This is a genomic window from Leptospira hartskeerlii (assembly GCF_002811475.1).
Taxonomy (GTDB): domain Bacteria; phylum Spirochaetota; class Leptospiria; order Leptospirales; family Leptospiraceae; genus Leptospira_B; species Leptospira_B hartskeerlii.
The window spans coordinates 453,490-479,412 of record NZ_NPDL01000002.1; the positions used below are offsets into that span (position 1 = coordinate 453,490).

Below are 25,923 nucleotides of genomic sequence, written 5' to 3' on the forward strand. Positions count from 1 at the left end.
GATTTTGCGACGACCATTTTTATTTCTTTCTATTCTATTCCTACTTTTTGCCTCCTCCTGCGGAAGTAACGATAAAGCCTTAGAAGAAAAATACGCTAAGGCTATGAATCTTTTTTGGGTCAATAAAAGATCAGAAGCTTTGAAAATCCTAAACGAGATCCATAAGGAAAATCCTGGATATAAGGATACTTTATTCGTTATGGGAAAAATCAACTATTACGATCTTAAATTTCCCGAAGCCAAGAAATACTTCGAAGAAATATACGATAAGGATCCGGAAAATTTAACGGCGTTACTTTGGATCCTAAAATGCCAATTTGCTTCCGGGGTTCGTGACCAGTCGGTTTTCGAGAATCTTCAGGCATTTATGAAAAGAGATCCGAATAATCTAGAGGCTTTGTATATCGGTGGTAGGCTTTTGGAAGAAGCAGGTAAGACGGATTTGGCAATCCAGAATTATTCGCAAATGATTTTGCAGACGCCGCAGATAGCCCTCGCACATAAACAGTTGTCGGGAATTTATAAAAGAGCGAATGTCGCCCAGAAGGCCGATTTTCACTTTAAACAGTTCCAGGCTTTTACAAAAAAAGAATAAGCAGTCGAATTTCCGACTAATCGCTTTTCGAACGGATAGTTCGCAGTGAATATTATGGATTTATTTAAGTTATTATTTTCCAATAAAGTTATTCGATATATCGCGATTGGTATCACGGTTTATTTGGTTAGCTTTTTCATCTATTCCAAGGCGACTAGAGGAGCTCGGGCCAATCAGTTTGTAACTAAGGCCGGAGATTTTGTGTTCAAGCCTGCTCATGCGGTTTTCGGAAAGCCGAATCGGTCCGAAAGTTTCGAAGAGAGAGGGTTTGGGGGAGCTTTTGGAGAATCAGACGACGCTCAAAATGTTCCATCTATAGGCGCTCTAAAAGTCGAGCAACGTATGATCTCTCCGAATATAGATGTGTCCGGTCTAGTCGATTTTGAAAGTAAGGCGGATATATTCTCCAAGATCGGCGGAAGACTGGAAAAGATCTTCGTTCAAGAAGGTGAGGAAGTCTCTTTAGGACAGAAGGTGTTCCAAGTCGAAAGCCTTCAGATGGAACTGGAGTTGATGAAACAGCAGGCGACTTTAGAAGCTTCCCGATCCCAAGCTCGTTTGGCGAGAGAGAAGTGGGAAAAAGCCAAAATGAATGTATATGGCTTGCTCCAAGAAAAGGAAAAAAGCGAGGCTATCTTCGAAAAGGCAAGAGAAGAACTCGAAAAAGCCAGAGCTACTTTTTTCGCAATAGAAGAGGTTTATAAGGTCGGTGGTCTTAGTAAGGAAGAGTTCGAGACCGCCAAACTTGGGTTAACTACAAAGGAAACAGCATTAGGAGTAGCTAAAAGGGATAAGGAAATCCGTAGTATAGGATTGACCGACGAGGATATCGTTCAGAACGGTTATGTACTCCCGCGTTCTAAAGAGGAAAAACTCAATCTTTTCAAGGAAATCAATACTAAAATAGAAAGAGCGGAATACGAGGCGATGGAAGGGGTATGTAGATCCCACGAAGCGCAAGTGAACTCTACCAAAACTATGCTGAAGGAAGTCATAGTTTATTCTCCTATGAGGGGTGTAGTCGCTAAGAAGTATAAGTCCGAGGGAGAACTTCTGGGAGGTTCGTCGGGAAATCCAGCGGTTCTTACTATCATCAACATTAATAAAGTATATGCAGTTTTTAATATTACGGAAACCGAATCTACAGTTTTGAAAAAAGGAATGCGTGTAGATTTTTTTGCAGATGTTTTTCCTGATATAAAATTTTCCGGGAAAGTAACTTTGGTGAGCCCTCTGGTGGATCAGAAAGCGCATACTGTGGAAGTCAGAGCGATCGTAGAGAACGTAGGTAAAAAATTAAAGCCCGGAATGTTTATCAGAGCGAACATCGTTTTGGGAAATCCGACTCCTACTATTCTTCTTCCATCGATCTCTTTACTTGCTAATGAAGGAGATAAATCTTCAGTTTTCGTTTTCAAAGACGGTCGTTGTTATAGCACTGAAGTTAAAGTTGGAAAAAAATACGGGAATGATGTAGAAATTCTCCAAGGGCTCCAGCAGAACGATGTTGTTCTTTTGGAAAAACTTTCCCAATTGAGGGACGGCATGCCCGTGACGCCTTCTTTCAGTAGATAAATGAAAGCGATCCTTCGGTTCTGCATCGGTAGACCGGTGACGGTTGCCATGATTTGGTCCGCTCTCGATATTTTCGGACTTATCGCTCTAGAAAATCTAAAAATCAATCTAATGCCCGATCTGGAGTTTCCGAAAGTAACTATCGTTACCGGTTATCCTAATTCGTCTTCGGATGAGGTAGAGAGTCTTATCACAAAACCGATTTCAGATGCGGTTAGTACGATCGGCGGAGTGGAGTCGGTTCGTTCGGAGTCGATGGAAGGTCTCTCTACTGTTACAGTCCAATTTTCAAATCATACTTCAGTAGACTTTGCAATCATAGAGATCCGAGAGAGGATCGACTTAGTAAGGGACTCTTTGCCTCAGGATGCGAATCGACCTATCGTCATTCGTTTCGATCCTTCTCAATCCGCTTTTCAGGAGATTGCGATCTTTCCAAAAGCAGGAATGAAAGACCAGGAATTGAGGTCTTTCCTGGCAGACAGTGTGAAGGTTTATTTCGAAAGAGTGGAAGGACTTGCTGCGGTCCAGTTTTCGGGAGGATTCAAAAAGGAAGTATCGATTGAGATCGATTCGGAGAAGATGAACTCCTATAGCATTTCCCTTTTTGATATCAGAAAAGCGATTTCGCTTTCGAACGTTAGTTATCCTGCTGGTACTTTGCCGGTGGGTGATAAGGATTATTTGATCCGTGCAGTAGGAGAATTCAAGTCAGTCGCAAATATTGGCGAAACAGTAGTCGGCAACAATTCCCAAGGTGTTCCGATCCGTTTGGGCTCTTTTGCGGATGTTCATGTAGGATTTAGAGAACAGACAGGTATCGCAAGATATAACGGTAAAGACTGCGTTATAGCCTACTTATATAAGGAATCAGGTAGAAATTCGGTCGAAATTTCCGATCGTATTAAATTAGAATTAAGTAATATTAATCAGAAATTCGGAAAAGAATTATCCGCGGAAATCGTATACGACGAATCCAAATTTATCAGAGAATCGATTTCAGGAGTTACAGGCTCTTTAATTACGGGGATGATCCTGGCCTTTTTGGTTTTAGTATTTTTGCTTCGAAATTTGAAAAGCCCGATCATTCTGCTTACCGTTATTCCTGCGTCGCTTTTTTCGACACTTTTGCTTTTTTACGTCTTCGGAATTTCCTTAAATATGATGTCTTTAGGTGGGATGGCTTTAGGTATCGGTATGCTTTTCGATACGAGTAACGTCGTTTTTTCCTCGATCGAAAGGAATCTTTCCAGAGGTGTTCCGATCAAGGAAGCTTCTCTGAAGGGAACTGCGGAAGTTACGGGTTCCGTTGTATCCGCTACTCTGACTACAGTGATCGTTTTTTTGCCGATCATTTTCTTTAAGAGTATGATCGGTATCGTTTTCGGAGAGATGGCGCTTGCAATTACGATCTCTCTCTTGATGAGTCTACTCGCTTCCTTGACCCTAATCCCTATGATGACTTCCGTTTTGTATTCGGTTTCTATGGAACCGAAATTCTTAAAAGAAGTGATCTTTAAACGTTCCGAAGAATTTCACAGAAATCTTTTGTCCAAATATGAGACTAAGCTGATTTCCTATATCGAAGAACCGAAACCTTTGATCCGATCGATTTCTATTTTATTTATAGTTTCGGTAGCTTTTCTATTTATACTTCCGAAAGAGTTCGTTCCGAGAGTAGACACCGGAGAATTTTCGATCTTTATCAAAGCTAAAAATGGATCGGGGCTTATTCATACCTCGGAAGTCGTTTCTTCTTTGGAGTCCTCTTTGCTGAAGGATCCGGATGTGAAGAGTGTAATTACTCGTATCGGTTTTGAAGAAGATCAATTGGGCTCTAAGAAGAGGGGAAATTGGGGTTCGAATAGGGCTGTTCTAAGAGTGATCTTGAAAGAGGGTTCCTGGTCTTCGTCTGCAGAATTTATCTCTAAGTTTAGGAAGTCGCTACGTCTTTCGGAAGAAACGGAAATTCATTTTGAAAACAGTGGGGATGTCTTGGCTTCTGTAGTTTCCGCTGAAGGGAACGGTCTCAGTTTAGAAATTTTAGGGGAGAATCTCCAAACTTTAAAGGAAATAGGAAGTAATTTAAAATCCAGACTTTCCAAATTGCCGGGGATCAAAGATACTCGGGTTAGTATGGAGGATACTTCGGTCGAATACGATCTGAGCTTTGATTCCATTAAGGCAAGTTTCTTTAATCTGAATAACGACTATCTATCCAATTATCTTCGTATGGCAAATTTCGGTTCCGTAGTGACTAAAATTAAATTGGAGAATCGGAATAGAGACGTTAGACTCTTCTTTAAAAAAGGAGATGTAGATTCTCTGGATAAGGTACTAGGGATGAGGATCCAATCACCGAATGGGAATTTGGTCCAACTTTCTCAGATAGGCACCATTAAAGAAACTCAGGCTCCGGTCTCTATCATTCGTTCCGGAAATTCCAGAGTGAATTTGGTTACTGCGGAGGTGGATTTCAGCGAATCTAATAATCCGTATGATGATGTTAAAGATGTAATCTCCAAAATGAATTTGCCGGAAGGATATCGGGTTAGGTTTGCGGGAGAACAGGAGAATATCGATAGGTCTTTCGGCGATCTGATCTTTGCGTTCATTTTAGCGATCGTTCTTATCTATATGTTACTTGCGAGTCAGTTCGAATCTTTACTGTATTCTTTGATTATGATCTGCACGATCCCACTTATGTTTATCGGGGTGTTTCCCGCTTTGTATCTTTTCGGTAAGAGCTTAAACGTTAGTTCCTTTATGGGTTTGGTCTTACTTCTCGGGGTAGTCGTAGATAACGCTGCACTTTATTATGAGTATGTTCATCTACTCTCTAAAGAGAATATTCCTTTGCGTAAGGTTATCGTGGATAGCGGCAAGATTGTTTTACGTCCGATCCTGATGAATAACGCGACTACAATTTTAGGTTTATTGCCTATCATGTTGGAGCTCCAAAAAGGGACCGAGTTCCAGTCTCCTATGGCGATCGTTAGTATCGTAGGTCTTTTGACCTCCTTCTTCTTTAGTCTTTATCTGATCCCTGTTCTCTTCTTTTATCTTTTGAAGAATAAAGAAAGGGCTTAGTCGTTATGACCGATCTAAAAGTCTTTTTTAGAGAGCACATCCTGAGTATGAGTATGCTTTTTTCCGGATTTTTGCTTTTCGGGTTTTTAGCTTTTTTTCAAGTTCCGATCACTCTATTCCCGACGATGGAGTATCCAGGTTTGACCATTTCGGTCGAGTATCCAGGCGCGGATGTTTTGCTTGTGGAGGAACTTTTGACTGTTCCCTTGGAGGAAGCGGTTTCCGGGGTAGGCGGGATAGAAGAGATCCGTTCTTATGCCGAGAGAGGTAAGACGGAAATCAATTTAGAATTTCGTAAAGGAATCAATATCGATCTAAAGAGTTTGGAGATCCGGGAAAGGATCGATATGGTCTCGAGTAATTTTCCGAGAGAAGTCCATAAGCCGTTAGTGTTGCAGTACGATCCCGATCAAAGACCGGTGATGATCCTTTCTGTCGAAAGTCAGAAGTTCGATTTTGCAATTTTAAGAAGTATCGCGGACAACGAAGTGCGTAGGTATCTAGAGAATGTGGAGGGAGTGAGTAAAATCTCCTCTTCGGGTGGTAAGGTCCGAGAAGTTTTGATCGGCTGTGACCTTCAAAAATTAAGAGCTTACGGCCTCGGATTGGAAGATATCCAAGAAGCGGTCCAACATAATAACAAGGATGCCTCCATCGGAGCTGTAGAAAAATCGGGCCGGAAGGTCCAATTGAAAGTTTTCGGTAAATATTCCAGTTTGAGAGATCTTCAAAAGCAACCTTTCCATTCGAAGGAGTTGGGAAGAATTTTCTTTTTGGAGGATTTTGCGGAGGTTTCTTTCGCTTATAGAGACGAGGAAAGCTCTTCTAGGATCAACGGAAAGGAAACTGTGAGCGTTTTCGTTTATAAATCCTCGCTCGGAAATACGCTTCAAATCGCCTCATCTATTCGGCAGAAGTTGGAAGAGTTGGTCCTTCCGGATGTTCATTTTAACGTTGTTTACGATCAGTCCGAGTCTATTCGTAAGACATATCAGAATATTATAATTTGCTTTTTTGTCGGAGCATTACTTTTGGGCGGATTTTGGTATTGGAGAAGAAGGAGAGGTAGAGATGAGAATTACATTACTCTTTTTTGTCAATTGCCACTGAACTTCTTTTTGGTGGAATTCGTCCTTTTTATATCTAAGATAGACTTCGATATAGTTATCGCGTGTTCCGTTATCGTAGGCTTTGCGCTTTGGCTGATAGTTTATCAGTCTCTCTCGAAGGATGAGGGAGTTTTTTCCCTGCAGAACACTATAGGAGATTTCTTTTCCTTAGTGGTGATCGTTCTTTCTCTTTGTTTGCCGTTATATTATTTGGATCCGGATACGGGACAATCCACGATGAGACTTGGGTTATTCATCGTATTGTATTTGTCTTGTTCGTATTTTCTTTTTTTACCTTTGCATTTCGTTATCGGACGCATTCGAGCATTACTTATCGGTTCTTACGTTTCGGTCCCCGATTTTTACAAGAATTCGGATGTTCTAAATTCGAATTTCTCAAGTCCGTTCCGTTTCAATTGGAATGTTTCGGAAAGGGTTTTCTGGGGATTGTATATTATAGTTTTGTTATTCGGTCTGTTTAGGCTAGTGAAAAGCGAGAAGGAATTGTTTTATTCCATAGAGAACAAAAGAATTCTGGGTTTTGTAGAATTTCCGTCCGGTTTTAATTTTCCTCAGACGAACGAGGTTGTGAAAAAAGTAGAGAGTAAGATCGCCGAGGCGGAGGGCTTTGCGGAAATCACTTCGAAGATCGACCCTGGACATGCGTTTCTTGTGATCACTATAGACGAATCTAAAATTGACGGGGATAAATTCATTCAGAATGTCAGAGCCTCCATAGGGGATATCAGCCCAGCTTTTTGTTATTTTTCGAGAGAATCGGAAAATTCGAAATTCAAAGATATTCGGATCGATATTCTGGGAGACGATCTAGACAAGTTAGACGAGCTTGCTAAGAACGCTGCGGGAAAAGCTTCGAAAATTCCTGGAGTCGGCGACGTAGTTTTGAATTATAAATCGCCGAGGGATGAATTAGAACTTTCTCTGAATAATAATAAGGCTTCCGGTGCTTCCTTAAATAATGCGGAGATTGCAGGCTTTTTGAAAACGGCAATCCAAGGCTCGGTTATCTCAAAGTATGTGGAAGATCATAGAGAGCTGGATATAAGATTAAGGGCATTGAAAGAGTTTCGCAATTCGAAACAAAGTTTGGAAAGATTCGTCGTGAAAAACCAAGTCGGTAAGTATGTGCCGATCCCGGAAGTGACTACTCAAAAAGAATCTCATTCCCCCACTAAAGTATTTCGTAAAAATAAGAAAAGGGTATTGTCCTTTTCTTTGCGACTTACTAGCGGTTCCTATATTTCAGTTAAATCTAATATAGTGCAGGAGTTGGAGAAAGATCTTCCTGAAAATTATTATATCGAGCCGGGCAGGAGTATGGAGAAAATTTGGGAAACGGAGAACCGTCTTTACGGTGTTATTTGCTTTTCTTTGGTTTTGATCTATATGGTACTCGCTTCTTATTTCGAATCGTTTAAGGAACCGTTTGCAGTTTTGTTTACTGCGGTATTGCCTTTTTTTATCACTCTTTCGGCAATGAGTCTGGTTTTTGGGACTTTGTCCTTGCCGATCTATTTGGGGTTGCTGTTGACGATCTCGATTTCGTGTTTTCACGTTATGAGGATACTTAAAACGGGAGAAGCGATCGGGTCGGGGTTTAGGAAGAGATCTGCGATTTTCGGGATCTTGGCTTTGTGTATTCCTCAAATCGTTTTTGCGAGGGAAGGGGGAAGGTTTTTGATGGAGTTCGAGCTCACTATAATCGTAGGTTATAGTTGTTCTCTTTTCATAACTACTAAGGCTTTGCCGTACATTCTCTCTGGCCCCCCTCGACTCGTCCTTCGGCAGGCTCAGGACGGGTCTCCCTAGGGCTGAGTTTATCGAAGTCCCTGGACAAGCTTGCGCTGAGCTTGCCGAAGCGCTCGGGACAAGCCCCTCGACTCGCTTCGCTCGCTCGGGACAAGGAATTGAATATGATTGTTGTAATTTTAGATTTTATTAATGAAGTTTCGTTTAGTTTCCGGAAAGTAGGTGAGGCGTGATCATAAAGATATTTGATTTTTTTAATAAATTAGTTTCGTTCATTCGAGAATCTTTCGTGTTTAAGAAGGTAGTCGCTTTTTATACTCCGTTTTCTTGGAAAAGGAGTTTGGGTTCTTTTGCGGTACTTCTTTTTCTGGTCGGAGCATATTTCCGGATCTTTGACGATGCTACATGTTTAGAAGGAAATTGTAAGGATAGTCTTTCTAAGATCCAATTCCGTAACGGAGATATTTATCAAGGGACCTTTGTGGATTCTAAGCCTCAAGGTTTTGGAGCCTTTTGGAGTCAAAAGGGAGATTATTATCAGGGCAGCTGGTTCCGTGGAATGAAACACGGTAAAGGGAAATATGTTTATCCTAACGGTACCGAATATGTGGGAGATTTTACCTTCAATAAAAAAGAAGGCGTAGGAGTTTTCAAATGGGCGGACGGAAGCACGTTAGAGGGTTCTTGGATCGGAGATCGTCCACAGGGCCAGGGCGTGTTGAGTCTGCCTGGCTCGCGTAAGTTTGTAGGTTATTATCAGAAAGGTTCTATTTACGATGGAGAGGGAGTGTTTATCTATTCTGACGGTTCCAAGTATTTAGGAAGTTGGAAAGCAGGTATGAGACATGGCTTTGGGGTTTTGGTCGCTCCAGGCGGGATCGTTTTGTTCAAAGGAATGTGGGAAAATGATCGAAAGGTTTTAGGACCCCTCGACAAGCCCTTCGCTATCGCTCAGGACAAGCTCGGGGCGGGCTCTTCGACGGGCTCTGGGCAGGTCCTTCGGCAGGCTCAGGATAAACACACTAGTAAGGCAATTAAAAAGAAGAAAGGCAATTGATCATGAATCGAATACTAGAAAGATTAAAGGAACTTGTTCGGGATAATTTTTATACGAGAGCATTTAAGAAAAATCTTCATTATAATCTTTATCCGGAAACTATTTTGAAAGAAACTCCGAAGGAATTTTTTAGAGGAGTTTTTAGAGCCTTTCTTTTGTTTTTAGGGACCTATGTTGTGTTTAATCTACTGGTCTCTTTGACGAACGCGGCATATTTAGTAGAGTACGGAAATCGAATGAGGGAACTCTACGATCAGGGAAAGGTTTCTTTTACTCTTTACTTGATGAATTCATTTCCGAATAGCATTTTCATGCTTGCCGTGCTTTTTCTGATCTTCCAATTCTATTTTGCGAGTCTTAGTTATTTTGCTCTTTGGGTTTTGGGAGAAGGAGAAAGATCGTTTCGTAGGATCTTGGGAATCGCATTTTCCACCAGTCTTTATGTTCTTTTAGCGTTTTATCCTATATTAGTTCTTTTTAATATAGTTCCGAACTCTTTTAAGAAGGACCCGTTCTCTATGGTATTATTCTTGAGCCTGAACGGGATTTTCTTTTTCGGATCCATTATTGTGCAGTCCGTTTTTTACGTTAGAATGTGCAGAAAGGTTTTCGGTCAAAATTTGGGTAGGGCTTTGATCACTTGGTTTTTGCCGTTCTTTTTGTTTGCGACTTTTATAATTTCTAGTTTGTAGCCCTCGCCCCTCGCCCCTCGACATGCTCGGGGCAAGCCTACATGGGGGGAGGGTTGTCGAAGCCCCTCGACTCGCTTCGCTCGCTCGGGACAAGTTCTTGGGCTGAGCTTGTCGAAGCCCCTCGACTCGCTTCGCTCGCTCGGGACAAGTTCTTGGGCTGAGCCTGTCGAAGCCCCTCGGTGCGCTTCGCTCGCTCGGGACAGGTTCTTGGGCTGAGCCTGTCGAAGCCTCAGGGCAGGCTCGGTTCGGTAGTGATCTCTTTGGTCAGTTCGGAGGGTGTGGGTTTGCGGATATGGTCTTTCCAGAGGATGGGAGGAGTGGTGTTCGTTTGGGATGCAATACAGCGGACGGAGCCGGATGATGAAGCGGCGAGTCTGGCACAGAAGGAATAACGGATCGTAGCCGGTAGTTTCGAAATAGCCTCGTCTAACGTACTGTAATAATTCACCGTTAGGACGTGTGGATCCGTAGTGAAAAAATTCGCAATGTAAGTGAATGGGAATGCATGGTAAGTTGGATAAAAACTATGACGGGCGAGTGTTTTGATATGAGGATCGTCGTTATCGTCCAGGCATTTGCTTACTGAATAAGGGATCCGATGTGCAGCTCCCATCCATAAGATTTTTAGAATGTCTTTGGAAGAGCGGGTGAAGGTTGTGAGTTGGACGGAAAATCTATCCTGGCATTCTCCTTTTTTACTTTGTACGAATACTACGAATTCTAAGAGACCACCTTTTTCGTCCGCTAAGAGTGAGCCGATCGGGACGGCGATCGCTTTGACCCCCTCGACAGGCTCGGGGCGAGCTCCTTTGGCAGGCTCGGGGCGAGCCCCTCGGGGTGGGGTTGTTGAAGTTCCCTCGTCCCTCGACTCGCTTCGCTCGCTCGGGACGAGTCCCTCTTTTGGTAGGTTTGGGGTAAGGGTTTTTTGGAATAGTTGCGCTTCTTCCCAGGTGATGGGGGATGAGGTCCATTGGTTGAATAGGGTTTTACCGCCCTGGTCCAACATGGGGGAAAAGGTTTGTTGCGTGTAGGCACTCGGACGGATCAGTTTCCATTCTATTTTGAGAGCTTCGGGTTTGGAGATGGGTAGAGGGTTTGGTAGTTCCGAGTTGGGATGATAGCAGGACAAGAGGGATAACGTTAGAAGTGAGAAGAGGTTGGTATTTCGGATCATGTTTTTTCCCTCGACTCGCTTCGCTCGCTCGGGACGAGTCCCTCGGGCTGAGTTTATTGAAGTCCCTCGATTGCCCTTCGGCAGGCTCAGGGCAAGTCCTTCGGTGCGCTTCGCTTTCTCAGGACGAGTGTTGTTGTATATTGATGGGAAGGGAAATCAATTTTTATTTCCCTCGACTCGCTTCGCTCGCTCGGGACGAGTCCCTCGGGCTGAGTTTATTGAAGTCCTTCGGTGCGCTTCGCTTTCTCAGCACAAGGGGCTTGCCCCGAGCGGAGCGAGGGGAATTGTTATTCCGGGTTGTTGTTGGGTTTTTTATTGCGTTCTGTTTTAGGCTTTTTGTTTTCTCTTCATGTCCTTCGTTTACATTCTTCTTTGTTCCGATCTGTCTTTTTATACTGGTTGTACTTGTGATTTAGATAGGCGTTTGTATGAACATAACGCAGGTATTGGTTCCTTATACACTAAGGTGCGTAGGCCTGTTTGTTTAATTTATTTTGAAGTATTCTCTGTTGCGGAGGAGGCTTTTCGTCGCGAACGGCAAATTAAAAATTGGAGTCGTGCTAAGAAGATATCGTTGATCCAAGGTGATTTTAAATTGCTTTCTGAGTTGTCTCGCCCCTCGACTAGCCCTTCGCTAACGCTCAGGACTAGCTCGGGGCGAGCCCACTCGGACTGAGTTTATTGTCGATGCTTCGGCAGGCCCTTCGATTAACTCGGGGCAGGCCCCTCGACAGGCCCTTCGCTAACGCTCAGGACATGCTCGGGGCAAGCTCAGCACGAGTCCTTCGGCAAGCTTCGCTTTCTCAGGACAGGGGCTTTGTCCCGAGTGAGCGAAGCGAATCGAGGGATTATTGGATCTCGAGGGTGATGTGGTAGTTGGGGTCTGGGGCGCCGATCAGGTCATATTTTACTATGTAGTCGCCTGCGATTTGAACGGTGTATGTAGTTCCGTCATCGGTTTGGTCACCTACCATTCCGGGATCGATATCGGAGGTTGTTGCAGGCATATTTATTTGGCCAGTAGTTGTAGAGAAGGGACATTCACCTTTATAGGCTCTGAATGAAATCGTATCCGTAGCGGGTAGACCGACGGTGATCACATCTCCTACTTGCAGGTTGGGCATGAGTACGAAGCCCATGTAATTTGCTCCGCTAGAATTTTTAACCTCTATGTTAACAGGGCCACCACCTTTGGTTGCAGTTACTGCAGGATATACGGATTTCGCTCCATAATAAACGAAGACACAACCGCCGAAAATTCCCGGATCTAAGGTGTAAAGGGTGGTCAGGTTGTTTAAGGTGTCGTCCCCTTTGTCTCCGGGGCAGTTGGTGAATAAAGAAATTGCTACTAAAAGGATAGAAAGTTTGGTAAGTAAGATTTTTTTCATATATATAGGTCGCTCCCTCATGGACAAACCAACATAATCGGTCGTATTCGTCTATTAAAAATAAGGAAATAACTTAGTTTTGCAAGAAACACTTATCCTATGTGGAATAAGGAATCGTTTTTCACAAAAAGATCCATTTCTTGTCACAAAAATTGTTTCTCTCATTTTTATCTTACGTTAGTTTGACAGTAGTCTTCCTTTCTTGGGAGAGCCCCCTCCTTTGTCGGGGGAACCAATCGGGTTTAACGCAACTGTGAGATATTCATTTCGCCATTTTTCATTTCCCTTCGACAGGCTCAGGGCATGCTTGCTTTTTATTTTTTTGGTTCAATGCGGTCCACATTCTGCGGATTATAAAGTTTTAGCTGCTATAGAGAATTTTCTTGTGGAATTGGGGACTAGTGTAGGTGGGGGAGGTGGAATTCTTCCTCCATATACGGGGTCTTTTTCTTTTTCCGTCGGGGATTCAGTCAACCTGAACGGAAATTCCGGTAGCGCGGGTAACGGGACGATTTTGGACCCGGGTAATTTGGGAAGTACTCTTGGTTTTGCTACGGAAGGTAATGGCGTCCCGAATTTGATCTTTTTGTACCAAGGTTCGAGCACATCACCTTACGCTGTGGATGTGAACGGTGATGGTACTGTGGATTATTATATCTGCTATCATTCGGATGGATCGTTGACTTTGAGCACGGGCATCAATTGTGGAGGGAACCAGGTTTTGGTCCGTCCAGGGCTTGGATTTGATACGAACGGCGACGGCGTGGTGGACAATCCTATTTTAGCTCTTTTGGGAAGCGATGTAACTGCTCCGAGCGTTAGTGTTTCTCCCCCGGCGGGTATTTATGGTGGGGCTCAGACTGTTACAGTTACATGTGCGGATAATCTTGCTCCGGGCAATATCGCTTACACGTTAGACGGTACTACTCCTAGTTTCAGTCCGATAAACGGTCATATTGCGAATCCGCCTTCTACCGGTTTTACCGTGGGTGGGAGTGGGGATGGGGATTATACTGTCCAGTACCGATGTAGGGATTTGGCGGGAAGGATCGGTAATGTAGGTACTGCGGTTTATCAAATCAATCATAATGTGCCTAACGTTACTATCTCGACGGCTTTCTCCTCGAATTATGTGAGTACGAATTCGGGCGCGGTAAATCTTTCTAGTTTCTCTTGGAGATCGAATCAATCGGGTTCTTATTCGGTTCGTCAGGGCGGGACCGGTTGCAGTGACGGAAATGTGATCGATTCCGGGGTTGTTTCGGCTAACGCTAATAATACATCTTACGTACAGGCAAGTCAGTTGTCTGTGGGTTTAAATACACTTTATATTTGTGTTACCGCGGGGCTTACGGGTAGGACAAGCATTTCTATCACTAGAGACGATACACCTCCTACGTTGACCGCTTCTCCTGGAGCGGGGGCATATGGGACTTCTCCAGTTAGCGTGCAGCTTGTTTATAGCGATAATAGCGGGACTTCCAACGGTTATAGCGTGGTATATACGTTGGACAATTCGAATCCGACTATCAATTCGGCGACCGGGACTGTGGGGAACGGAATTTTGTATAATTCTGCGACTCCGATCTCTCTTTCTCAAACCACTACCATTCGGTTTTTAGCGAGGGACCCTGCTGGGAATTTGACCAGTTCCGTTCAGTCCGCTGTGTTTACGATAGATGAGTCTCTTGCCACTATCACGTTTAATTCTTTTTCTCCTTCTTCCAAGGCTGTGAATGCGAGTTCAAATCAAAGCATTACTTGGCAATTTTCGGGTAATGGTGCCGCGTATAAGGTACTGTTAGGCGGGAATAATTGCAGTAGCTCTACAAATTCAAGCGGCTCTACAGTGTATCAAGGTAATTCAGGGACAAGTTATTCGAGCCAATCGGATTGTGAGTGTAATAACGGTTCTGCTCCGACGGGATCGGCGACTGCGTTTAAGAGCGGGAATGTAGTTTCTGCAAGTAGTACTCCTACTGGGTCGGAGATACAGGCGGCAGTAGCTGTGACTACGGTGTTAGATAATCTGAATTTCACCGTGGGTAAAAACATGGTACTTATCTGCGTGTCAAATCAGACCAATCAGCCTCATTATGCGAGTGCGACTACTCCTATTTGGAAGGATACTCTTCCTCCTCAGGTCACTTCTACGATCCCGACGGGAGGTTATACAGGTGTGGATCCTACTCTTGGGACTATCACTGTTGTGTTTAACGAGCCGATGGATCCGAATTTTAGTCCTAGTATGGTATTTGAGGCGTACGATGGTAGCACTTGGAAGACTTTGGATATTACAAATCTTTCCTTCCGTTGGGATAGCAATCAGCCGGATACAGTTGTTGCGGTATTGCCTTGGGTGTATTTCCCGGAGAATGCTTTGATCCGTTGGAAAATTTTGCAGGGGAGTATGAAGGATATCACCGGGATTGCGCTCGGTGCGGACGTGGTCCTGTCGTTTATGACCACCACTTATTCCTCCGCTTATGGGTACGGGTTTACAGTATTCAAAACAAATTCGGATGACGCAAGTATCGGTTTAGGGGTAGCGAGAAATTACGGCTCCGGTCCGGTGGCATTGTCCGCTTCTTTTCCGAGCGATCTTGTGACTGCGGATGCGGTTACCGGTTTGAAATGGAAAAGTTCGGAACAGTCGGGTTCTTACAGTTATTACGATGCACTAAATCAATGTTCTAGTTTGAATATCCAAAATTCGGGAGCAGGTTATGCGGGGCTTACGAATTGGAGGGTTCCGAGCGTTCAGGAACTAGAAACTTTGTCGTTATATCTATCCGATAACAGTTATCCGACTGTTACTTTGGCTAAGTTTACGAATTTTTCCGCCGTCCCGTTTTGGTCTTCCACTTTGTTTACTGCGAATCCGACTAACGCTTGGTTCGTAGGATTTTTGGATCCGGATACATATTTCAATCTGAACACTAGTTTGTATAAGGTGAGATGCGTTTCAGGAGTGCCTAAGGCTCATTGAAGGTTTTTATGTTCGATTTTTTACAATATAAAAGTCTTGGGCGTATAGGATTTTCTATTTTCCTAGTTTTTTGTTTTTTGAGCGTTTCGGAGATTCAAGCAGGACCAACTAGGTTTGTGCAAGTGAATTCTTCGGATGCAAATGTGATCCAAGATAAGTCTACCGGTTTGTATTGGCAGAAATGTATTTATCCGATGAAATGGGATACTTCTACCTCTACTTCTCAATGTAAGGTCCCGACTCCTGCTCCTACTACCCCGTATATAAATGCTTACGCGGTCACTTGGAACCAGGTGAAGAATAAGAGTCTTTGTAAGTATTACGGTTCGAATTGGAGGACTCCCACCATCGCAGAATTAAAGTCTTTGGTGGAACGATCCCAATACAATCCCGCTTTGGACGGTATTTTTGATCCGGGGGCGGCGGCTAGTTCTTCTGGTATTCCGGATTTCTTTTGGTCCAGCACTTCGTACGGAGCGGATTCGAACTACGCTTGGACAGTGAATTTTTATTACGGGTATATCTATCATACTTCGGCCAAAGTGAATAATTATTATCTTAGATGCGTAACTAACGTTTATCCTTGAACAAATATATCAAAGGTGTTTTCCGAATGAATCGATTGAAGACTCTATTCTTAGCATGTGTACTTTTCGGAGCGATCTTTCCATTTTCGGACGGTGCCAATTCACAATCGGTGAGTGTGCCTGATCTGAATGTGCAGAGTTTTAGTCCGTATTGGCAACAGCAATTGCAGGGTTCTTATTCGGTCGCTAATTCGATGCAGGATGTGACTCATTGGGATTCTTTTATTCTGCAAAGTTATTCTATTTTGCAATCGGAATGGCAGGCACAGGTCCAGGCTCAGATCCAAGCGGCAGTTGCAGGGATCAATACTCAGGATAGTTTTCAGAGTGTTCAGGATTATAAAAATTATGTGTACGATTCTATGGAGAGCCAGGCTGCCGCTTTTCTTTCGACCTGGCAGGTTGCTGCAGAGGCATCTATTGAGGCTCAGAGAAATACTTTTATAGATACGTATTATAGCGGAAATGCGGCTCAAGTTGCGAATTTAAAGAGCCAATTCGACCAAGAGTTTTCGGATCTGATCAATGGAAATAATCCGACCGTAAGTTCAGGTTCTAATTCGGATACTAGCTTTTTGACGAACGCTCAAACTTCTCTTTTGCAATTGGAGCAACAATGGTACGCCCAATTCAATTCGAATTTGTCTAACGGTCTTTGGAATTACGAGCAGGCTTTACAGTCTTTGACTTCTAATTACCAGGATCTTTTGACCCAAATCAATAATACGGAAGCTCAGTATCAGGCAAATCTTGCCCAGATCCAATCGTATCAGAATAATATTAAGGAACAGGTGAAGTCCACAATGGACGGGTACCAACAATTCCTGAATGGAAACGATCTATTTTGGAATTCAGTGAGTACTTTGTACGATACAACTGCAAACGGGTATGTGGTCCCTACTTGTAGTTCGGGAAATTGTACGGATTATACTTACGATTCGACTAGTCATCAATTCGTTTCCAGCTGTAGCAGCGGAGACACTTGCGTGCAGTTACGTTATGATAATGTGAGTCATGCATATTTGAACCCTAGTTGTCCAACCAATCATGATTGCAGCGCGAATTCGAGTCATCCTACAGTTTCTATCCATACTTCTTTGAATACGGACGGTCAGACTTTTCAGAATCTGATCAATAGTATAGAGAATGCGATCATTAACGGTAAATCCACATACGCGATCTTTGACCAAACGACTGCAGAGATGCTTTCTTATCCTCAGAGTTGTTTGTCGGATTCCAGCAATTGTGTGATCGGTTGGTACGATAGTACTCAGTCAAAGTTTATTCCCTCGGCAAGCTCGGGACAAGTCCCTTCGGCAGTGGGCGGGGGGTGTCCGGCGGGAGATGTTTGTTATCAGGCGATTGTGGATGCGACGAATTCGAGTGCACTGACGGGTTTGTATTACGCGAATTCTTGTCCGGCGGGAGATACGTCATGCGTGGTTTGTCCTAGTACAAGTTCAAGCCAGGATACCTGTCAAATCCAGAGTATGGATGCTTCTCTTGTTTATGCTGCGACTGCGATGTCGAATTTTTTACAGAATGAGCAGGCGATCGCTCAGAATCAGGTGACCGCCTACCAAACAGGGCTCACTCCACAAACCCATACGATCGATACTTCGATTAGCTTATCTGGTTTATTGAGTCAAGACCATTCTGGTGCAAGCGGTTTGGCAATGGAGGTGATCGGTCTTTTGACTGGCCAAGTGACTTCGGAAGAATTTGCGAATTGGTTGATGAATACATATTCTGCGGGCCTTGTCGGTTCCTGTAGTTCTGGTTCACCAGACTCAGATCCGGCTTGTTTGTTGGGTAGTCTGGCGGGTTTGTCTCCTGGGACAACCATCACTTCCGTTTCGACTGTGGGAACGGATTTAGAGGCATACAATGGTGATCTGTCTACTTGTCACGATTGGGCGGGTTGTTCTCCTTTTCCGTTTACTATCAATACTGTAACTTTGTTTATAACTGCTGATCCTTGGTATGTGGGAGAGGCCTATGGACAGAAGTTTAGCGAGAATCATACTTGGGGACAGGCGGACGGCAATTTTTATAATTATACGGAGATCCAGAACTGGGGAGTTTTTGGGATCTATTATGGAGCAGCTCCTGTTTTGTCCTGGGAGGACAGGATAAAAGTCACCACTTCCTATACTACGGTGGATAATAATGCACATGCGGATGCTACTACCTGGCAGGATCTGAATCTGCAGTTACAAAGTTTTTCGTACAATTGGGCTCAGAATGTTTTGCCTGCTATCTTGAATTGGACCGGTCAGGTGAGTTCTTTTGAGGCTCAGTATGCTGCTTGGCAACAGACAGAGACTAGTCTTTTGGCTCAGGCACAGCAGGACTATATCGCTCAGTTGCAACAATTGCAGAGCAGTGAGACGGCTTGGCTTGCACAGATGAACTCTTTGCAAAAGGAAGCGAATTCGGATTTTACCACTGCGAATAATAAATTGAGAGACGGTCAAGACCAGTCGAACGCGGGATTTTTAGCCCAAGAAATTTTGGGAAATCTAAAGTTACATGCGAATAGTTCGGGCAAGGAGATCTCAGAGTCGGCTACTTTGGATTCTTCCGGTCTTTTTAGTTCGCTTATAAGTAAGATAGGCGAGGTGGATCCGAATAGCGGGTTACCGAATTTCGGTCTTTTAGCATCTTTTAGTAATTCTTTCCAATCCGCTGTTTCAGGAGCTACGAATCTTACTCTTTTGTCTTCGACGAATAACGCTCTTTTGAATAGCAGAGCCAATTATATGCAACAATTGGCGGATTCTTTGGCTCATGAAAGGACTTTTACCCAAAACGGTCAAAGTGAACTTTTGAGACAACATGGGGATTATTCCGCCAAGGAAGTGGAAGGTAAAACTTACCTTATCAATCAGAACGGGAATTTTGTTCATTGTGATGCGAATGGAGCAAATTGTAGTGCTTGTACGGGCGGGGTTGCCGCTGCTGATTGCGGAACAGGCGGAGCCACCGAACTGGGAAATTATATTACAAGCATTTGCGGTCAAAATTTGGACGCAGATAAATGCGGCAGTTATACTACTTTAAAATATTCTAATGTTCATGTGGATGAGAACGGGGATCTGGTCGCAGACGAGAAGATCTATAACGGAAAAGCGAGTCTTTGTCAAAATGGAAATGCGACTAACGCGGGAGATTATTGTTTCCAACAGACTTTAGAACATTTGACTATTAAGGCTCCTTCCGCTTTCGGTTTGGGTTTTGGGGGATCTTCTCTAGGTAACGTTTTTGATTCGAGCAAAGAGGCGGGGGATCGAATTAGCGCCGCAATCGGTAGAAGTTTTGCGAGCATGAACGACTTTTTCGTTAATAACGGTTATACGAGTGCGATCATGGCGGATCTGCGGGCTGCGGATATGCATAATAATATGAACGCAACAATGGCCTCGAATTCGGCAGCCCAACAAGCGCAGAATGCGAATTTTGTCGCAGATTTTGTTTCCATGATGGTCTTTGGAGGGGCAACCACCCAAGAGTTTATGGCGCATGAAGCTCATCAATTCGTGCAAAATGCTATCACTACGTTCCTTGTAAAAACTTTCGATATGTCTCCGGAGGTCGCGGCTTTTCTTTCCGGCGGTCTTTTAGATCATATGGCTTATAAAGAAGCTCAGCATACTTTGAACCATAACGGTTTGAATTTCATGAAGAATAATCTAGGTTTAGGTGGTGACCTCGTTTATAAAATTGCGGGAGGTCTTTTTTATAAAGACGATCTGCAGGCTTTAAGTCAATGGAAAGACGATCGCTACCAAGTATACGGTTTGGCTGTAACTGAGTATGGTAAGTCCCAGAACTGGGACTCACAAACTATCCAATTGGCTTCCCAACTGGCAGTGGATTATCTGAGACAGAGAGATGCAAAGATGGAACTCGGGATGAGAGGCTCTATGTTTTCCATCAGCAGGCTTGAGGGGATGGTCAATTCTCTTGCTGCTTCTATAGAAGGTCCGATCATGGAAGGTGTAGGGGCTTTCGCAGAAGCTAACGCTAGATATTTAAGAAATGTTCATGTAATTTCCAAACGAGAAGAGAAGGAATTCGGCGAGAACCTTCGCTACGCAATCAACGATATCAAGCTTAAGGACGATAAGGACGCGATCAAACTCTGGAAAGAGGACCAAGCACAGACTGCAGTGTTCGCAGTGGGTCAATACGGAAAACAACATGGCTGGACTCAAGATGAGATCGGCCAGATGGAAAGATTCGCTTACGATTATGTGAAGAATAAGCAAGCGGATCGAGAATTCGGAGAGACATCATCATTATTCTCTTTGGGTAGAGTAGAAGGGCAATTGAAATTGGTTGCAAGTGACGTTGGCGGTATCGCAGCCGAGGGAGTGGGTGCTTTCGCAAAGTTAGCAGGAGAAGGTCTTAGAGATTTGCATCTGATCACAAATGCAGACGAGAAACGTCTAGATAATTCTCTACGCCAGAATATAGATGCGACTAAGATGAGAGAGTATAAGGACGCTCAGAAAGTCTGGCATGCAGATAAATCGGAACTTGCAAAAACTGAAGTGAGCCTGTATGGACATGCGAACGGTTGGAGCGACGCTCAGATCGCACAGATCTCGGACCTAGTAGGGAACTACGTTATACGACAACAAGCCAAGGCAGATCTGAGAAAATTACAGGATACAGAGACGATATTAACTCTAGGCATAGGGACCGGATTAACGTATTTGGATCGTCAGGCGTTCAAGGGTGGACTCTTGAAAATGACTACGCAGCTTGGCCGGGGTATCTTGACCACAGTAGCGGATATATTCAGAGATACAGGTCTATTGTCTAAGGAAGACACTAAATATTTTTATAAACAAACCAAGGATTGGTCGGACGATGTTTCCGGATCGGCGTTCGAAGCAAAGACCCATCAAGGAAGCATAGATAAACATTGGTTCAAAGAGCAAGAAAGAGAATTAGTCTTTGACGCGTTAGGCAAAATGTTAGATCCGAGCGGGCCTCCTGAACAACAAGAAATGTTTAGCCAAGTTTTAAAGGCATACTTCGATCATAAGGAACAGAAAAAACAAGAGAAGGAAGCAAGAGAGCAGCAGGCAGAGATGGCAGTGGAACTGGCAGCCTCTGTATTGATTACTGCAGGATCCGGAGGAGCAGGCTCGGGAGTACTCATGGATCTACTCATCGAAGCAGGAGAATTCTTGGGTTATACAGAGGAACTAACAACTGCAGCAGAAATTTCGACATACCTTGATAAGCTTGTTGATGTGGCGGATATGATTAAATATGGGGCCGCAGCAGTAGATATAGGAGCCCAAACATATTTCGGTTATAAGGACGGAGGAACGAATGGGGCTGTAGCCGGTTTTGTAAACGGAGTATTGAGTGTTGCTACAGCACTTAAAGAATGGCCAGTTACAGGCTATGTATCCTGGACTCCGCATCAAAACGGGGATATTTTACTCGGAGAAGATGCGAGAGCAGGAGGCTGGGGAGGAGGCCTGACAGGCACATTAGGAAATGTGAATGGAGGAGTGAGTTTTACCCCCGGTTCCGGAATCGATCTGAATATAAATTATAATTTCGACGGAAAAGGATCAGTCAAACAAGGAACGTTTATAGGATTTGATTATAGTGCAGGAAACGGGGGCTACTCAGTCAATGGAGGATATGATTTTAATCCAAATGGAAATAATCATATAGGCCTAACAGGATCAGCAAGCAGCACAGGCTCGGCTAGTATAGGAGCATTTTATAATTATAGTAATAGCAATCGTTCCCATAATGCGAATGGCCTCGGTGGAACCTTAAACTATTCGAATGATGGAACGATCCGAGGAAGTGCACAATATAGAGGAGCAGATACCTGGTCGTTATCCTACAATACAGAGACGCATAAGTTTGGAAAAATAGAAGCAAACGAAAATTTCCAAAGAGATTATAATAACTCAATAGCACAAGAGCATGCAGGAGAACATAGAGGGACAGCCTTAGAGCCAATCATTACAGGAGTGTCAGAACATTTAGTAGCGAATGGAGTGATGAGTCGTGAGCAGGTACATGAGTATTTGCAGAGCGGAAAAGGAGAACAGCTACTCCAGAAATACCAAGAGCATAAAGCGGAGATAGTATCTCAAAGGGATGGGAATGAGAAATTCAAGGCAGAGATCCAAAAGACATCAGATGCGTTAGCAAAAATCGGTTTAGAAGGTACTCCAACAGAAGCAGTTCTCGGAAATAAATCAGCAGAAGGCGTGTTTGAGAAGATTTGGTCTGGAATCAAAGGTGAAGCAAAATTAGTCTTTGGAATGAGCGATACAGGCCAAATCCGAGTGAATGAGAAAGGCCAGTTAGAGTTTGATACATGCTTTGTAGCAGGGACTTTAATCAGAACGAAAGAAGGATTCACCTCCATCGAAAAGTTAAAAGTAGGAGACTATGTATTATCTCATAACGAGAAGACAGGGCAACTCTCCTACAATAAGGTCACAGAGACATTCATCCATGATGTACCAGCAATCTACAAGATCACGTATACAAATGGAACGGAAGTAGAGACCACCTGGAATCACCCATTCTATATCAAAGGAGAGGGTTGGACAAAGGCTAAGTTCTTAAGTCCAGAACAGAGATCGGTAACAGTATCTAGTATTCGTAATGCAGCTATACTACAAGAGATGAGCAGCAGATCTCAAATGAGTATCTCACTAGCAGCGCTAAATAATAAGGCAACAACTACACCTTGGAATGAGTTATATGAAGGAACTGCAGGGATTGCAAAGATAGAGAGAGTGATCCACCCAGAGAAGGTGTATAACATCGAGGTAGAGGGAGATCATAGCTACTTTGTGACGAGGGCCGGGTTGCTAGTGCATAATTATCCGAAGGATGATACGATGCTTACCGTTGGAGCCCGAGAGATATTAGATAAATTTAAGACAGTTAACAAAGAAGGTGGTTGGCTCAATAGCAAAGGAGGAGATCCTGAGTTGAGTCATCTTCGCCAAGAAGGTAATAACTTAGTTGAGAGATTTGATAGAACGAACGCGATCTCTGAAGCAGAGCGCGGAAGTTATGTAACTGCGAAAGGCGAGAGCGAATTGCAGGTCAGAGTAGCAGTAAATCAGAATAAACAAATCATAGAGAGAGTCCAAAAGGAATTAGCGCAGGTAGCTAAGAATGTACCTGGTCTCCATGAAATTATAGAACTGGTGAAAAATGTCGACCCATCGAAAGGTTTTACGATAGCTGAGCGTAAGAGGATCCAAGATTGGGCGAAGACATCGTTGAAGGATGTCCCATTTCATGATCGTAGCAAAGTACAGGAGACCTCCTTTGGTCAATTTCTCTTAAAGCAATCCGGCAAAGAGAGTCCTCAGATGAGCGTAGCAGAGCCTAAGAAGAACTGGGGTAATGCTTGGTCTGAATATTTTGGCCATGGAAAGACCAGGTTAGATATAGAGGGACATCAGGAGAAGATAGCGGCAGCGAATAAGAAAATAGAAGCTGTGGACGCACGTATTAAGATCGAGAAGTCTATGAACCGCGAGGCTATCGAGCAACATTTTGATAAGATGTTGAGTTATGCGAATGATAAGTTCGGTACTAACAAGGAATATACTGCTTTATTAAAAGAAGCGAAGGCATTCAAGAATGCGAATTTCGATAAGAATGTTCCAATGTATGCCGGTAAGGATTATCAGAATCGTGCAGCTTACGAGATAGCAGAGGGATCTCAAAGGTTTAAAGAAAACGTTAAACTATATGAGAAGCTGAAAGATAATTTGCCTGATGAGTTGCGAAAGAAATATGATGATAAAATCTCAGAAAGGCAACGTTTAGTAAAGGAACTAGATATCGAAGAACGCAAGAATACAGCCGAACTTCTTGCAAAAGATGATAAAATTTATACCGACCATCAAAAGAAAAGTGAAGAACTGCACACAAAATATGATGCTAAGGTTGTGGAAATCCAAAGAAAGAATGATGAACTAACTTTAGCTAAGGGTGATAAAGACAGAACTTCATCGTTAACCAAAGAATTAAAGACTTTGGAAAACTCTCGAGATAATCTTAAACAAGAATACGTTAATTCGGAGAATGGTAGAAAGAATCGTTTAACGGAACTGGCAAGGAAAATTGAGTCGACTCCAATTGAGAAAGGTCGATCTGCCTCAATGGCTCTTAGTGAAGCTATTTACTCGAAGGAGGTAGTAGAGTATGATAAGAAGATCGGGAAATTGCTTCAAGAGAAATCGACTACGAGGGGCGAATCTGCGATTTCTCTTGAAAAGCAAATTAGTGAGCTTAGCTCAGCTCGAGAAAATGAAGTTTCTAAACAGTTAGAGAAATCGTATAAAAATATGCCGGCGAAAGAAGCGGAATTGTTGAAGAAACTCCGAACTTACGACTCCGAGCTTGCATCAGCTTTAAAGGGTGAGATTCTTTTAAATTCTATTGGCAACTCGTTAGATAAAACGAATGCTTTTGCCGGTGATTACAAAAATCTGAATACGGATGATCCTATATTAGTAGCAAAGACTAAAGAAGAAGAAAAGCATGTTATCAAGCCGTCAGAGCCTGAGATAAATATGAAGTCGCTTGCTCGTATAGGCGAAGAAGGCATGCCTAGTGCAATGGATGTCCAACGAGCTAAAGAAAGATTACATATGCCATTGGTGGATGCGAACGGTAAATTGAACCCTAGCATGTCACGTGAGAATTTTAATAGAGCTGTTGATAATGTCTTTAATACGCCAATTGAGCTACGAGAACTAACCCCTAAGCAGCGGGAGCATCTCAACACTCTTGGTGCTGAAGTTAAGTCGATTGTTTCTGATCTCCAATTATTAGCAATAGAGCTACGAGAAGCGAAAGCTGGGAATGATAAAGAAAAAATTACCAGCTTAGAGCGAAAAATAGACGCGAAAGATTCTGAGTTCAAAGTCAAGCAAGAAGAATATTTAAAGCTGGATCCTCATGTAGAAAGGTTAAGTAAACTAAGCGATAACTCCATATTGAATCAAGTTGCTAATGGGGGCATGTCTGTACAAAGTGCACTTATTATTGAAACTTTAAGAGTTGCCGGTAAGGAAAAGTTTAAATTATCACCAGAGTTACAAACGCAATATGATAAAATAAACTCTGAGCGTGCTGAGAGAATGAAGAAAATTGATGAAGATCCTATGATTGATTCATCTAAAAAGATAGATTTGAAAGGGAAAATCCAGAAAGAAAAGTATCCGGCTAGAATTGAAGAGTTCTTTAAAATTAAAGAATGGGTATTTTCTGATAAGACTTCTCAACAATTGGGTAATGATATCGCTTCCGCAATTTGTAAAGTGTATAATGGGTATGCTCACACTGTTGATAGTAACCTAACTCAATCAAAATTTGGGGAATTCTTAATTCATAAATTTAGAAACGGTGACGTTGCCTTTGGTGGAAACTCTGCTCCCGTGTTGGACCAGAACGGAATGAAGGGCTACAACATGAGCATAAATAAAAGAGAGGATATCAGTGGAAATGTAATTCGAAACGACATGGATACGATTGCCCTTAAGAAAGGGGCAAATGGTAAAGATACTCTGACTGGGGTAACGAATCCACTTCGTTTTAATTTCTTAGAGAGATTGTTAGGTTATGATCAAGCCGGTACTACTCTGGAAGAGATTCCAGATAACACAACAGTCCAGATTTATGGCGATACTAACGAAAAATTCGGACCTAACCATTATTGGCTGAGCCGTAAAATAAATGGCGTCATGTATGACTTTAATAACAACACGAGTCGGACAAACGGGATTCCTGAAATCTTGCATTGGGATATCGATGATCAAAAGGCAAAAGGAATCTGGGGAATTTTCTACTATAAACCTAAGAAGTGATAAAAACCAA

General features: G+C 43.1%; 12 protein-coding genes. 10 read left to right on the forward strand and 2 right to left on the reverse strand.

Features of this window, described 5'->3' with window-relative positions:
- The first annotated feature begins 103 nt into the window (after positions 1-103).
- The 6 genes from CH352_RS05080 (at position 104) to CH352_RS05105 (ending at position 9,888) form a co-directional block, all read left to right on the forward strand.
- Positions 104-595 (forward strand): tetratricopeptide repeat protein, encoded by a 492-nt coding sequence (locus CH352_RS05080; protein WP_125169467.1) that lies wholly within the window; start codon positions 104-106, stop codon positions 593-595.
- Positions 596-649: 54 nt separating this feature from the next.
- The gene (locus tag CH352_RS05085) at positions 650-2,170 is read left to right on the forward strand and encodes an efflux RND transporter periplasmic adaptor subunit (protein WP_100705375.1); all 1,521 of its coding nucleotides are present in this window, start codon (positions 650-652) and stop codon (positions 2,168-2,170) included.
- Complete coding sequence (locus tag CH352_RS05090; protein ID WP_100705374.1) at positions 2,171-5,260, forward strand: efflux RND transporter permease subunit; 3,090 nt, start codon at positions 2,171-2,173, stop codon at positions 5,258-5,260.
- A 5-nt stretch (positions 5,261-5,265) separates the two neighbouring features.
- Positions 5,266-8,199: an efflux RND transporter permease subunit gene (locus CH352_RS05095; protein ID WP_100705373.1), complete on the forward strand. Its 2,934-nt coding sequence runs from the start codon at positions 5,266-5,268 to the stop codon at positions 8,197-8,199.
- 169 nt (positions 8,200-8,368) lie between these two features.
- Positions 8,369-9,196, forward strand: coding sequence for an MORN repeat-containing protein (locus CH352_RS05100; protein WP_100705372.1), 828 nt, complete (start codon positions 8,369-8,371; stop codon positions 9,194-9,196).
- A gap of 2 nt (positions 9,197-9,198) precedes the next feature.
- Positions 9,199-9,888: a hypothetical protein gene (locus CH352_RS05105; RefSeq protein ID WP_100705371.1), complete on the forward strand. Its 690-nt coding sequence runs from the start codon at positions 9,199-9,201 to the stop codon at positions 9,886-9,888.
- 229 nt (positions 9,889-10,117) lie between these two features.
- Here the strand turns inward: CH352_RS05105 and CH352_RS05110 are convergent, their stop codons facing one another.
- The gene (locus CH352_RS05110) at positions 10,118-11,062 is read right to left on the reverse strand and encodes a hypothetical protein (protein ID WP_125169466.1); all 945 of its coding nucleotides are present in this window, start codon (positions 11,060-11,062) and stop codon (positions 10,118-10,120) included.
- Positions 11,063-11,411: 349 nt separating this feature from the next.
- Here CH352_RS05110 and CH352_RS19245 point away from each other — a divergent pair, with 349 nt between their 5' ends.
- Positions 11,412-11,738, forward strand: a complete 327-nt coding sequence (locus CH352_RS19245; protein ID WP_100705369.1) for a GIY-YIG nuclease family protein — start codon at positions 11,412-11,414, stop codon at positions 11,736-11,738.
- A gap of 172 nt (positions 11,739-11,910) precedes the next feature.
- Here the strand turns inward: CH352_RS19245 and CH352_RS05120 are convergent, their stop codons facing one another.
- Positions 11,911-12,450, reverse strand: a complete 540-nt coding sequence (locus CH352_RS05120; protein ID WP_100705368.1) for a hypothetical protein — start codon at positions 12,448-12,450, stop codon at positions 11,911-11,913.
- A gap of 307 nt (positions 12,451-12,757) precedes the next feature.
- Here CH352_RS05120 and CH352_RS05125 point away from each other — a divergent pair, with 307 nt between their 5' ends.
- From CH352_RS05125 to CH352_RS05135, 3 genes are all read left to right on the forward strand, one after another.
- Entirely contained in the window at positions 12,758-15,439 is a 2,682-nt protein-coding gene (locus CH352_RS05125) for an Lcl domain-containing protein (RefSeq protein WP_243396211.1), read from the forward strand.
- 116 nt (positions 15,440-15,555) lie between these two features.
- The gene (locus CH352_RS05130) at positions 15,556-16,026 is read left to right on the forward strand and encodes an Lcl C-terminal domain-containing protein (RefSeq protein WP_165780142.1); all 471 of its coding nucleotides are present in this window, start codon (positions 15,556-15,558) and stop codon (positions 16,024-16,026) included.
- A 26-nt stretch (positions 16,027-16,052) separates the two neighbouring features.
- Positions 16,053-25,913, forward strand: a complete 9,861-nt coding sequence (locus CH352_RS05135; RefSeq protein WP_125169465.1) for a TIGR04388 family protein — start codon at positions 16,053-16,055, stop codon at positions 25,911-25,913.
- The last annotated feature ends 10 nt before the right edge of the window (positions 25,914-25,923 follow it).